The sequence below is a fragment of the Shewanella maritima genome, assembly GCF_043643735.1.
In the GTDB taxonomy this organism is placed as follows: domain Bacteria; phylum Pseudomonadota; class Gammaproteobacteria; order Enterobacterales; family Shewanellaceae; genus Shewanella; species Shewanella maritima_A.
Genome location: NZ_JBHZSM010000009.1, coordinates 13,838 through 26,480, shown reverse-complemented (window position 1 = coordinate 26,480; position 12,643 = coordinate 13,838). Strand labels below are relative to the sequence as shown.

The 12,643-nt window shown below is 41.8% G+C and carries 10 protein-coding genes and 1 tRNA gene; 6 read left to right on the top strand and 5 right to left on the bottom strand.

The annotated features are described in order from the left end of the window. Positions 1 to 34: 34 nt before the first annotated feature. From ACHUGF_RS11040 to ACHUGF_RS11025, 4 genes are all read right to left on the bottom strand, one after another. On the bottom strand, positions 35 to 688 hold the full coding sequence (locus ACHUGF_RS11040; protein ID WP_394131166.1) for a MarC family NAAT transporter: 654 nt from the start codon (positions 686 to 688) through the stop codon (positions 35 to 37). A 37-nt stretch (positions 689 to 725) separates the two neighbouring features. Then, positions 726 to 2,117 carry a magnesium transporter gene (locus ACHUGF_RS11035; protein WP_394131165.1) on the bottom strand — a complete coding sequence of 464 codons (1,392 nt, stop codon included), beginning with the start codon at positions 2,115 to 2,117 and terminating at the stop codon, positions 726 to 728. A 25-nt stretch (positions 2,118 to 2,142) separates the two neighbouring features. Then, complete coding sequence (locus tag ACHUGF_RS11030; protein ID WP_394131164.1) at positions 2,143 to 2,799, bottom strand: DedA family protein; 657 nt, start codon at positions 2,797 to 2,799, stop codon at positions 2,143 to 2,145. Positions 2,800 to 2,874: 75 nt separating this feature from the next. Next, positions 2,875 to 3,966 (bottom strand): calcium:cation antiporter, encoded by a 1,092-nt coding sequence (locus ACHUGF_RS11025; protein WP_394131163.1) that lies wholly within the window; start codon positions 3,964 to 3,966, stop codon positions 2,875 to 2,877. Positions 3,967 to 4,258: 292 nt separating this feature from the next. Here ACHUGF_RS11025 and ACHUGF_RS11020 point away from each other — a divergent pair, with 292 nt between their 5' ends. Beyond that, entirely contained in the window at positions 4,259 to 6,019 is a 1,761-nt protein-coding gene (locus ACHUGF_RS11020) for an alkyl sulfatase dimerization domain-containing protein (protein WP_394131161.1), read from the top strand. A gap of 272 nt (positions 6,020 to 6,291) precedes the next feature. After that, positions 6,292 to 7,686 (top strand): DUF3943 domain-containing protein, encoded by a 1,395-nt coding sequence (locus ACHUGF_RS11015; protein WP_394131159.1) that lies wholly within the window; start codon positions 6,292 to 6,294, stop codon positions 7,684 to 7,686. A gap of 418 nt (positions 7,687 to 8,104) precedes the next feature. Here ACHUGF_RS11015 and ACHUGF_RS11010 read toward each other — a convergent pair. Beyond that, a tRNA-Phe gene (locus ACHUGF_RS11010) sits at positions 8,105 to 8,180 on the bottom strand. A 467-nt stretch (positions 8,181 to 8,647) separates the two neighbouring features. Between ACHUGF_RS11010 and ACHUGF_RS11005 the strand changes: the two genes are divergently transcribed. The 4 genes from ACHUGF_RS11005 (at position 8,648) to ACHUGF_RS10990 (ending at position 12,641) form a co-directional block, all read left to right on the top strand. Then, on the top strand, positions 8,648 to 10,051 hold the full coding sequence (locus ACHUGF_RS11005) for an MMPL family transporter (RefSeq protein ID WP_394131158.1): 1,404 nt from the start codon (positions 8,648 to 8,650) through the stop codon (positions 10,049 to 10,051). Between the two features lie 102 nt (positions 10,052 to 10,153). Further along, positions 10,154 to 10,855 carry an RND transporter family protein gene (locus ACHUGF_RS11000; protein ID WP_394131156.1) on the top strand — a complete coding sequence of 234 codons (702 nt, stop codon included), beginning with the start codon at positions 10,154 to 10,156 and terminating at the stop codon, positions 10,853 to 10,855. Further along, complete coding sequence (locus ACHUGF_RS10995) at positions 10,855 to 11,595, top strand: hypothetical protein (protein WP_394131154.1); 741 nt, start codon at positions 10,855 to 10,857, stop codon at positions 11,593 to 11,595. Before ACHUGF_RS11000 ends, ACHUGF_RS10995 begins: the two co-directional genes overlap by 1 nt. Further along, positions 11,586 to 12,641 (top strand): 3-oxoacyl-ACP synthase III family protein, encoded by a 1,056-nt coding sequence (locus tag ACHUGF_RS10990; RefSeq protein ID WP_394131152.1) that lies wholly within the window; start codon positions 11,586 to 11,588, stop codon positions 12,639 to 12,641. Before ACHUGF_RS10995 ends, ACHUGF_RS10990 begins: the two co-directional genes overlap by 10 nt. The last annotated feature ends 2 nt before the right edge of the window (positions 12,642 to 12,643 follow it).

Here is a 12,643-nt window from a genome sequence, read left to right as displayed (position 1 = left end):
CTTAAGAGTATTAGGAAGGTTTATTTATATAAAGTTAGTTAATGCTAATCATAAATACTTGAACAATTTCAGTGATGCCTACAGTGAAAAACTGTACACCCATGCAAATAAGTAAAAAACCCATAATACGAGTAAATGCATTAATACCATTTTGGCCGAGCGCTTTAAGTAGTGGATAAGCCATGCTTAAAATAAACGCTGCTATGGCTGCTACAACTGCAAATCCAGCAATCACCCCACTATAAACACTTGGCATATGCAGCTCATCACCATGAATGGCAAGCTCAGCCGCTAAGCTAATGATTAATGCCATGGTGCCGGGGCCACATAGTGATGGAATTGTGAGAGGGACTAATGCAATAGAATCTTGTTGAGGTGAAGAGCAAGTGTTTTCAGTTTTAGGAAACAGCATATTGAAACCAATGGCAACAATAATGATCCCTCCACCTAAACGTAAGCTGGGTATTGAAATATTAAATAACTCTAATACTGAAGCACCGATAAAAAAGGTGATGCAAAGCGCGAAAAACAAATATAGGCCAACAGTTTTAGCTTGTTGAACAATATAACTTTTGTCTTTCCCTTTGCTCAGTCCAAGCAACACTGTTGCCGCGGCTGGTGGGTTCATAATAGGTAATAAGCCAAGTACAGTGAGGCTTAAATAAGTGAGTAACATTTCTATGTTCATTTTTAACTCCAAGTTGAGGTTATGTTTGAGGTTGTGTTTAAAGTAAAAACAGTTTTGCTAAGTAAAGTACGCTGAAGAATGAGATAGCATCCGTCAATGTGGTTAAAAGTGGACTTGATAACATGGCAGGATCTAAGTTCATACGCTTTAGGATTAGTGGTAATCCCCCCCCGATTACGACAGCAAACGTGGACGAAATCATATAGGCAACACTCACTAAAACAGGAAGAGCCAACAGTTCGCTACCATGCGTAATGAAAGCCAAAATGGATAAGATAAATCCAATAATGAAGCCGTTGATGATGCCAATAGGTAACTCTTTTAAAACAACAAAAAGAACGCCTCTAGGCGTGATGCTTCCAAGGGAAAGTTCTCTAATAGATACAGCTACTGCTTGATTACCTGCAGCGCCAGATAAATTAGCGACTAAGGGTAAAATCGCAGCAAGTAGCGCGTACTGGGCGATAATCGATTCAAATTGGGCAATGATCGAAACTGCAGCATAGCTAAGTAGCACTGAAGGGAGTAAAAATGTTAAACGTCGAATGTTACGTTTAACGGTTGGCATAGTGCGAAATTCATCACCGCCAAATACACCAGATTGCTCTAATAATTGTGTTTTGGACTCTCTATACAGTGCTTCATTAAGTTGCTTAAAGCCGACAACGCCAATTTGGAACCCACGTCTATCAACGACAGGAATGATTGAATGTGGCGTAGTGTCTAAGATACTTTTTAGAGAGAATAAACTTAGCTCAGGCGAGGCTACTGGTACACTGTCATCTAGATAGTCTTTTACATGGCTATTGTAAGGTAAACTAAAAATGTCCTTTAGTTTGATCGCGCCTAAGTAGCTACCATTGTCATTATACAAGTAGACATAACGCCACTCTTGATGTTCATAATTTTGCTCATCATCGGCTAAAATACTGGTAATATGAGACACTGTTGCAGAGCTATTTAGCTTTAGAATTTCGTTTTTACAAATTCCTCCAGCACTATGAATATCGTAACTAAGTGCAGCTTTTTCCTCTTCAATCCAAACCTTCGGAAAGGCTGACTCTAAATGTTCACCTTCTTCTTGTGTAAAATGCCTTAGTATCATGCGCCTATCAGCGGAGCGTAGAAATGTGAAAATTTCCTGAGTCGTTGTTTTAGGTAACTGAGTTAATAATGCACGTACTTCAGCATCGCTGTAGTGATCCAATAAATTTGCCGCAAGCTGAGGTTCATTGTTCGCTAAGATCCCAAACGTGAGTACTCTTTCATGCTCAGTCAACTGCCTGAAAGCGGGAGATATAGACACTAAGTCTGCATTTTTAATACATTGAATAAGGTGCTGAATATCCATTCCTTTAAGGCAGGTCAAAATATCCGAATATAATTGTTCAGCATCTGAACTTGGGTTCTTTGTGTTGTGTGACATCATAATTTTCTCGATATTTTGTTAAGGACTAAGTAACTGGTGGCTGCTCTTTTTTTGCTCGGATTATTCGAAACAATAAAGCGATGAATGCGCTAAGCATTAATATGAAACTACCCACTAAAAACCATTTGGTGATAACTTCTTGATAAGCCTCTACCAGAGGCTGCTTCATTATGAATTTGCCAATTATGAGCAATGTAAAAATCCATGTGATGGCACTGGTAAAACTGATGATTGCGGTTCGAAATAGACTTAGTTTAGATATCCCCACCAGCATTGGTGTTAACACCCTTACAAAGGGAATAAATCGAGAAGAAAATAACGCCAGAAAACCATATTTAGAGAGTAGATTCTTTGCTTTGGGTAAAGCACTTTTAGGTAACGTATGCTCTACACGTTTAATAAATGATGTTCCTTGCAACCATCGACCTTGTTGATGAGCAATTAGTGAACCTAAAAAAGCGGATGAAGACAGTAATATAAGGGCATGAGAAAACTCAATAACACCTATACCTATTAATCCACCAACGAAAAGCACAAGCCCGTCGCCAGGTAAAGGAAGAGATACAAAACTAGACTCTAGAAAAAGCACCACACTCAATAGCAAAAGTAGAATGTGAAGCGAATTAACTTGTAAGAGTGCGTCAAAGTCTTGCAGCCAGATGGCAGATAGAATTTCTTGCATGGTGGAACTCCATTAAATGGAGCTTTGGCTAAGTAGAGTTAGCCAAAGCATTTTTGAAGAGTACTTAGTCGAAAATCAGTCAAACATTAATATGATGTAAGCGAAGAACAAGATGAGGTGAGTAGCTCCATTAAGAGAGTTTGTTCGTTCGCTACTAAAGCTGACGCTTGTCATCATCAAGGTGGCTACGAGTAAAACCATTTCTGCTGGAGCAAGTCCGAGCTGTATAGGCTCATTCATGACACCTGAAATAAGCAGTACAGCTGGAACAGTGAGCGCAATCGTTGCGAGTACTGAGCCGAAAAACAAATTCATTGCTCGCTGAACTTGATTGGTCAATGCCGATTTAATCGCTCCAACAGCTTCTGGAGCAAGAATAATCAGCGCAACAATCAAACCTCCTAGAGCAGCAGGCGCGCCCATTTCCGTAATGCTGTCATTGATCGGCAACGCAAGGCTTTTTGCAAGCAGGATGACTACTAGCAAGTAACTCACTAACATGATTGTGTGAAATGCATTGCCCTGCAGAGGACCATGATGTTCCTGATCATCTTTATTGTCTGGATCAATAAAAAAGTGAGTATGACTACGAGTTTGAACAAAAAGGAACACGGCATATAGCGCTACAGATGCAATAACGAGAGTCCATGTTAGTGGTTGAGACATATTGCCAAGCTCGTCGACGCTTGCGAAGCTTGGTAACACCAAACAAAGCATGGCTAGTGGAATGATGGCAACTAAATACGCTTTAATTCCATCTAAATTGTAAGTTTGAGTATGATATTTTAGCCCGCCAATAAGCAGTGTAATGCCAACGAAACCATTGAGCACCGCCATCACCACAGCAAACATGGTGTCTCTTGCCAGTACAGGGTTTGAATCACCAGTTAGCATAACTGAAGAAACCATAATCACTTCAAGTAATACCACTGACAGGGTAAGTATTAATGTGCCTAGCGGGTCACCAAGTTTTATTGCCAGTGCATCGGAGTGCCGAACGACAGAAAAAATAGTCGTCATTACGACGTAAAAGAGCGCTGCAGTTGTCAGTACATAACTAAATGTAGACATCCCACTAGCAAGTAAATCGTCGCCTATAAACTTGAAAAACAGAACAGCTAAAATACCGATGAGTAGTTTGTATTCTTGCTTAAAAATTTGGAGCATGGTGAACCTCTAATTTGTCCACGACTCATATAAATCCGTTAATGAGCTTATGTGATTCAACTGAGCTTCCTATTCCTTAGTCGCTGAAATATGACAACGATAAAGATGTTGGTTTATAAGGACTATGAATTAGTGAAATGCATATTTGCAGTATTTTGGGAACGGTTTTAATGAGGGTGGATTAGCACAAATGACTTTCTCTAATTCGTCGACCTCAGTTGGATAAGTGAGTTTAATTGACTCAACAAATCAGACCTAAACGATCTCAGGTCCAACAAAGAAGGTTTCATACATGTATTCAAAAATCATAGGTAGCGGCTTATTAATTACAACGGCATTTTTTGCCGTAGCAGATCAGTACAATATGTCGTTGAACTACGAACCCATCACAATGAAAAACGGCGCTGTCACCACCCAACCCGCTTCGGTTGTCGATAAAGCTTGGCATGTAGATAAAAAAACCGTTACGCCAATTACCGAAGGTGTATATCGAATTGCAGGCTGGGGAATTGGTAATGTAATTGCAGTACAAGCGCCTGAAGGCTGGGTTATTGTAGATACGGGCGATAGTATGACAGTGGCAAAAGAGCAGCGCGCTGCATTGGAAGCGTTGTTGAACGATAGCCTTGATGTAGCAGCGGTTTTGTATACTCACTCGCATTATGTGTTTGGCACCCAAGCCTGGATGGGAGAAAACACTAAGGTATACGCCCATGAATGGATGGAAAAACATTTACACGCCGACAATGGTGTCAGTGCCTTAGCTGGCAATTTCAACGCGAGAGCCATGATCCAGTTTGGCATGCTTCACCCTGAGAGTGGCCCTGATGCCTTTCCTAATCAACTTGGCTTCAGCATGGATAAACTGTCAGGTGAAAAAGGCTATGTATCACCAGATATTACGTTTGCACATAACGAGATAGAAACACACCATATTGCAGGCACAGAAGTGATTGTGCTGCCAAGTCCAACAGATGTTACCGATAGCGTGGCCTATTACTTTCCTGCAAAAAGCTTGATGGTGACTAATGCCATTAATGGCGATGGCGGTATCTTTAATTTATACACCTTAAGAGGCGATAGATACCGAGATCCAATTCGATTGGTAGAGGCAGCTGATTTGCTGTTGTCATACGATTTTGATTTCCATGTCGACATTCATGGCGCTGCTAATACAACCCGAAAAGAGGCCGTTCAGTCGATTCACGCGTTTAGAGATTCGATGCAACTCATTCACGACCAAACCGTTCGGGCAATTAGCCTAGGAAAAGATGCACAAGGTGCTGCGGAATTTGTTCATATGCCATTGGCGATCAGGCAGGATAAAGAGATTTATGGTCAAGTTGAAAGCCATGTAAAGCAAGTTTATAACGGCATAATGGGCTGGAATGGTTGGGACGTTTACGATATTAATCCGCTGCGCACTAACGAATTTGCCAAGAAGTACATAGACAGCCTTGGCGGCGTTGAAACTGTCATTGAAATGGTCAAATCGTCTAATCAAAAACAAAGCCTTGATGGCTGGCAGTGGTCGCTTTATCTGACCTCGCAAATATTGGAAGTTGATGCAAATAACGCCGATGTAAAGCAGCTTAGAGCTGATGCTGCAAGAGCCCTTGGACAACGTACCAGTTCGGCAAATGCACGTGGGTTCTATATATCAGAAGCCTTGTTGCATGAAGGCAAACTGTCAATAGAGGGTCATGAGTTACACAGCTTTCAGCAATTAGGCCAAATGATGGGCGTGATTGATGAGCAAAGGCTGAAAAAGTCGCCGATAGCATCAAACGTAGAATACTTACGTTATTTAGTTGATACCCAAAAAGCGCAAGGTTTATATGCAGAGTTCAACTTAGCCATGAACGATAGTGATGCAGCATTTAGCATTGTACTTCGGAACGGCATTATCCAAGTTGCGCAGCTGCCAAATGATGGTGTGACCATTTCACTCTCTCATGCACAATGGAGTGATGTGTTACTGGGCAAGACAAGGTTCAGCCAACTGGACCCTTCTTTAAAAGATTTTGATAAAGCATTAACTCTTCAGCCTTAAAACGACTTGAATAAGCGATCTAATGAGGTCGCTTTTTTTGTGGTTGGAATACTCAAATTGCAGATATAACTTTCTCTAATTCATCGCTTTAGCCTCAGCAAAAATGTGTAATGCACCCATAAATTTTATTGGCAAAACGACACATCATTGAGGATTTCAATATATGTACTATTCGTTGAAACACCGCTTTAAAAACACTCTTATGACCATGAATGTGGTAACTACGTCCTTAGTCTTCAGACTGTCTTACTCATTTTTTGAAGGTGAATAAAGTGTTACTTTTTTCTACGTTGAAACTCAATGCAAGGTCGGTTGCCGCAGCATGTATTGTGTTAGTCAGTACGATCGCAAAAGCAGAAGATATAACCCTTGATGATGCTATAGCAATAGACGAACAGAGCTATTATCGGCCAGCGATCACTAATAGCAGCTGGGAAGAACTAGCTATGCAGGGTGCCCGGTATGATTCACCCTTCAAAGTCTCGCTATTTACCCCCCAAAATGGTGAAGACAGTGCACGTTTGTGGTCACAAACCAAATCAGTAGCCGCTTATGGTGTTGGTGTAGCGGGTGCAATGACATTACTGCCGACCAGTATTACTAATTGGGAGAAAAGTGATGATAGCTTGATGAAAAAATGGCGGAATAATGTTCGTTCTGGTCCAGTGTGGGATCGCGATGATTTCGCAATCAATTATATTGGTCACCCTTACTTTGGTGGCGTTTACTATCAAGTGGCTCGTAAGTCTGGCTACCGTCAATGGGATGCATTTATTTACTCATTCATGATGTCGACTTTCTACTGGGAATATGGTGTTGAAGCTTTTGCAGAAACTCCCTCAATTCAAGATATTGTTGTGACCCCCGTTCTTGGTTGGGTTTATGGAGAATGGGCATATAACAAAGAACAGCAGATCCTTGCTCGGGGCGGGACAGTTTGGGGCAGTGAAGGTATGGGCAGTACTGCGCGTTTTATTCTTGACCCAATCGACTCAATTGGGCGAGGCATTAACCAATTATTTGGCCAAGATATTGTTAGAGCGGGCACGGGTTATATTAGTATTTCTGAGCAAGAGTTAAATAATGGCTTAACTGATAAACAAGTGAAGTTGCAGCTAAGCTATAGCATTGGTGGCGGTCGAACTGAATCTAATATTAGTCGTTACAGTTATCTACACAGCTATCATGAACAAACTGGTGATCCTGTTAGCTACTCTATAGTCGGTATCTCTGCCGGTACAAGCATGCTACAGCCGTCTTCGGCTTGGGGACTAGAGTCAGGATGGGCACCCACAATAAGTCTGGGGCTGTATTTTACGCCAAGCCTGTCAACGAGGCTAAGCTACGCTAGGGCCGACTTAAAACAGCATCATAGTCAGCACAGCGTGACCTTTGAGCAATACAGTTTAGATACCCAGTATTATTTTAATACTAAGCAGTCACTACGTCCCTATCTCACTGCTGGCTTTGGTGAATCAATGCGTGAGAAAGACTTAAGCCAAAAAGCATTCCAAATAAACCTAGGAGCAGGGTTGCATTATCAAGTTGCAGCGAATTGGGCCGTACAACTTGATTGGCAGCAACATTATAGCGGTAAACATAAGCAATCTGATCAGCAGCTAAATGCACAAATCGTATATCGATTTGGTAAAGGCGTTGGCTACTAAATCACAGTGCTTATAGCCTGCGACTTTTAAACTTTGACCCTTGGATTGTAGTGGAAGAGTCAATTTGGGCTTTGATTTGGATTCATTTTTTTTAAATGTGCAATTAGAAAATCTATGGCAGTTGAAATGATGATATTTCAACAGAACAATCACACTAAGTTATTTTGGGTCAGAACCTTGTTAGAGGAAAAGGCAAATTAAGAAAAAGCCTCTAAAAGTTTCGAACTTTAATGTTACTGTTTCAAACCTTATTTTCGAATTCTAATCTTTATTGTCCACCGACAGCTGCAACTTGACTTGTCACTCAGTGCTCGCTTAGTGATCACTTAGTCGATAGCTCAATAAAATTTAGACATAAAAAAACCTCGCATAGCGAGGTTTTTTTATTGATGTCGATGAAATCAACATCAAAGAAATATGGTGCCCGAACCCGGAATCGAACCAGGGACACGAGGATTTTCAATCCTCTGCTCTACCAACTGAGCTATTCGGGCAACGGGCGCTATTAAACGGTTTTTACGGCTGTGAGTCAATGCATTTTTATAAAAAACTGCATTTTCTGGTTTGTTTGCACAATTAAACTGCAATTTGTCGATTGGCTGTGCAATACCTGAAAAGAAGGGGAGAAATATCCACAACCGTTAGGTCAGTGTTATGTCGATAACCTGTACAGCCTGTGAACAGTCGTTCTTCCATCTCTGTCAGTAATGAAAACCTTGTCTCTTCATTAAGATTAAAAAACTTTTATCTATTTGCGAATGAAAATGCCCGTTGTGCGGTCTTTTGTTTTAACTCTAACAATATTAGATGAACGAATTGGTTAGATAAACAAATCAGCTGGGTGAACCCAATGTTATCTGGGAATGGGAACTCGTAAACAGATGATGGCCGCGCCTTTTATTGTCAGCAACTTACTCTTTAGGCGCACTTTATAAATGGGAAGTTATAGTAGGTTATTGGATTGAACTGGCAGACACGACTTGTATTATATGCTCATCACCACCCCAAAACTGTCATCATTGGCGTGATTTGGTTGTTGCTTCAGGCGCTATCAGGGATACCAAGAATAAACCTTGAGGTCGATTTCAATGATTACTTTCATTCCAGCAATCCAAGGTTACAGGCGTTAAAACAAGTTCAAACTCGTTATCAAGATCAACAACAGCTGTTGTTATTGCTAGAGACGCAAAATGATTGGCGAAATGAGCAGCATCAAGTGCTGCTACAGCAATTTATAGATGACTTGAGCACATTGCCCGTTGTTGAATCTATCGGCGGCTACGCTCAGTTTATTAATCAACAAGCATCGCCATTGGTACTCAGTTACAAGCAGCACCCTCGGCTTATTAATGTCATGTCTGACTCTGGCAAGGCTGTATTGCTAAGCCTATCTTTAATAAAAACTCACAATCCAGTTGATGAAATTGACGAGCTGTGGAACTTCAGTCAGCAGTACTGGCAGTCAAGTTCGATTTCGGCTTCAGATGCAAACGTTTATTTGAGCGGCACCGATGCGATGAATTGGCAATATGCCAAGGTACTGAGTCATGATTTACGTTGGTTTGCTCCGTGTTTACTGTTAGTTATCGTTGTGATGGCGGGTATTTTTATTGGAAATTTACGCTGGTTAGCGGCTATTTGCTTGAATATATTGCTCAGCTTATTAGTGGCAATCGCGCTTGCAGCTTGGTGCAACTTAACACTCGCGGCTGTGAGTGCATTTGTGCCTGTGGTGATTGTTACCTTGTCACTGGCTTACAGTGCACATCTGTTTTTTAGCTGGCAACAGCATATGAGTAATGAGTCAGGCTTGCTGACAGATTTGCAAGCCTTGTTGCGGGCTGTAGAAACCAATAGGCAGCCATTATTCTATGGAACAATAACGACGGTGTTTGGCTTCAGTTTGTTATTGTTTAGCCCTTCACCGCCTATTCAAGCATTTGGACTACTTGTCGCAACGGCTGTGGCAGCACATTATTTGTTGTGTCATAGCGTGTTGGTGTTGTTCGTCGCATCGGCATCTACGTCGACTGATAAACAAAAGCCTCATGCAGTTAAATTTACCCTCCGTAAATCCACACTTGCATTGAATGCTTTTAGTTATGCACTTGCCCGAACCAGTCAGAAACTACCCAAAATAATCAGTTTACTGTTGGTACTGTTGATTAGTTTACTCGCAGTTTTTCAGGCCAGTCAGTTACAGTTCAATGACGACCCAGTGAACTATTTTCCCAAAGACAACCCATTCACTGAGTCAAGAAATAAGATGCAGCAGTACTTTTTTGGTGTTAATCAATTGCACTATGAAGTATCAGCAACTGAAGCCCCCCTTACGAGCAAGCCTTACATTAGTTTTATCATGTAGTTTGCTCGGTATTTACAGCAGCAAGATGAGGTCATTAAGGTCAATCATATTGGTCAATGGCTCAAAAGTGCCGGAATCGGGCAGCATCAGTTACAGCTGATAGTGGCAACGCATACGGAAGCTGAGCTCGGCTTAAGTGCTGAGGTGGCACTCGGTTATCAAGCAAGTTTGCTTAGTGTGTATTTGAAACCAATGAATGCCAGCGAATTATTGGCATTTGAAACTAAGACTGAAACTTGGTTAGCAGCTAACTCACCATTAGAGGTCAGTGAGGCGGTTAGTCATCAGCTGATGTTTGCCCACTTAGGACGTGATAATGCTAAAACCATGCTGATTTCGTTTGCGCTGGCGTTAGTGGTACTGGCGTTGATAGTCACCTTAATAAAACGTAGTTGGTCTTTGGGTTTGATAGCTTTAATGCTGAATTTTCTGCCATTACTGTGGGTGTTTGGTTTGTGGTCTTGGCTTGGCGGGCATTTGAGTTTAGGCAGTACCATTGTGCTTGGGATCATGTTGGGGATCATTGTTGATGATAGCTTACATTTGATGCTGCGTTTACCAAGCGTGAAAAGTGGTACTGACTTTAAAACTAGCACTGACTTTATCAGGCCCTATACCAATGTCATGTCAGTGGTGACCTTTACCACGGTTACCTTAGTGTTGGGGTTTTCGATTGGGCTGGGTAGTGATTTTCTGCCCATCTTACAACTAAGTTTGCTCTCATGTATGGTCATCGCTTTAGCTTGGTTGTTCGATGTTTTGTTGCTCCCCGTGTTTTATAGAATGCTTGGGAGGGACGCTTAATGACAGTCACTCGATGCTTTGGTAAGGCAACAGCTGCAAAACATATTACTGGGAATAACGCTAACAGACTTCAAGCTTGGATAGATGAGCAGCAACGCAAGCCTGTGCAATTTACTGATCATCATCTTGAACAATTATCTAGCTTGCTGCCGCTATTATTGTGCGGCGAGCAATCGGCGCAAATGGTATTTAACCAAGAGATCCTGCGGCTTCAAACTCAGCAGATAGAATTGACGCCTAGTTTCACACAATCTCAGCAACAATCTATTGTGACAACGCTAGTTGAAGTGGAGTCTGACGAGTGCAGGCATGATATTGCTTTGCAACAAGTGGCAGATCAACTTCCCATATTGCACAGCTATACACAAGCACAGCGTAAAGCCCAATTGTTTTATAGCCAATTAGGCCGCGTAGATAATTACAGCGAACATTTTGTCAAAATTGCGGTACTCGATACCTGCGTCACCCAAATCATGCATGCTTTTGAATCAAGTAGTCTAGGTAGGCAACATCGATTCAGTCAGCTTTGTGGATTGATCAAAAAGGATGAAGCCAAACATGTTTATATTAGCCGGCAACATGCACAAGCGTTAGGGGCAACGAGTAGGGACTTTAACTTGGCGCAGCAGCAAGTTAGTCATGATTTGTTTGCACTGTTGTGTTCCCAAGATCATGCTTTTGAACAGATGGGTATTTGTTTGGATGATATTCAACAAAAATTGGAGGCCAAATGGCGTTAAAGTTTGCTAAGCATGATGTAAGTTTATTGGGCATTGCGCATCAATTACCGAATGCAGCGGTAACAAACCAGCAATTATTAGACTGTTTATCGACTTTGTGTGGTTCGCTAAATGCTAGGAAAGCTAAGAGTATTGTTAAACGCCTTGGTATAGAGCAGCGGCATTTAGTGCGTGATTTAACTCAAGCAACGAGCCAAGCCACGCCAACCAGTATTGAATTAAGCAAACAGGTGCTGATGGATGCACTCACAAAGGCAAAATTAACGCCTGATAACTTAGATTATCTGCTCACTCATACTTGTACGCCACACACGCAGGTTCCACCGAATGCTGCTTGGTTAGCTGATGTGATGGCTTATCACGGTCCGTACCTTGAGCTTCGACAAGCGTGTACTGGTTTTGCTAATGGACTGCAAATTGCCTCGGCATTTTGTCATGTGAATGAAAAGCCTGTTGCCATTGTCGGGGTTGAAACAGGGTCTGTATATTTCGATATGAGTAAAGCATTTGTCGACACTGAGCAGCTTGTGAACTATGTGCAAATGGGCGATGGTGCTGCCAGTGTTGTGCTTGGGCCTAAGCAGAGCAATACATCAACAATCAGTGATATTTATTTGGGGCAAATTGGCCACCAAAAGCCACCTGGCTTTTATCTTGACGCAGGTTCAAATGACGTAGGCCGCGGTAAAATGGCAAGGTTTCACCATAATACTCAAGCGGTACGTTCTCAGGGAGAGCAGCTATTTACACTTGGGTGGCAAGCCTTGCAGCAACGCGGATATCATATTGATGACTTTGCTTATATTTTGCCGCATCAAGCCAATGGCCATATTGATCACATGCTGGCAAAGGCGATGGGTACTTCTCCTGAACGAGTCATTAATGATGCTAAGCATTTAGGTAATTTAGGCTCGGCAGCAATTTGGGTTAGCTTATCTCGTCTTATTCATTCTAATAAGCTAAAACCTGGTGATAAGGTTGCTGTGTTGGGGGCTGAGGCAACCAAATATTTATACGGTGGCTTTGTATATCACCATATGGCTTAACG

What these genes read in the sequence shown, in the direction of transcription:
- ACHUGF_RS11040 (WP_394131166.1), bottom strand. Translation starts at nt 688, where the DNA reads ATGAACATAGAAATGTTACTCACTTATTTAAGCCTCACTGTACTTGGC.
- ACHUGF_RS11035 (WP_394131165.1), bottom strand. Translation starts at nt 2,117, where the DNA reads ATGATGTCACACAACACAAAGAACCCAAGTTCAGATGCTGAACAATTA.
- ACHUGF_RS11030 (WP_394131164.1), bottom strand. Translation starts at nt 2,799, where the DNA reads ATGCAAGAAATTCTATCTGCCATCTGGCTGCAAGACTTTGACGCACTC.
- ACHUGF_RS11025 (WP_394131163.1), bottom strand. Translation starts at nt 3,966, where the DNA reads ATGCTCCAAATTTTTAAGCAAGAATACAAACTACTCATCGGTATTTTA.
- ACHUGF_RS11020 (WP_394131161.1), top strand. Translation starts at nt 4,259, where the DNA reads ATGTATTCAAAAATCATAGGTAGCGGCTTATTAATTACAACGGCATTT.
- ACHUGF_RS10995 (WP_394131154.1), top strand. Translation starts at nt 10,855, where the DNA reads ATGACAGTCACTCGATGCTTTGGTAAGGCAACAGCTGCAAAACATATT.
- ACHUGF_RS10990 (WP_394131152.1), top strand. Translation starts at nt 11,586, where the DNA reads ATGGCGTTAAAGTTTGCTAAGCATGATGTAAGTTTATTGGGCATTGCG.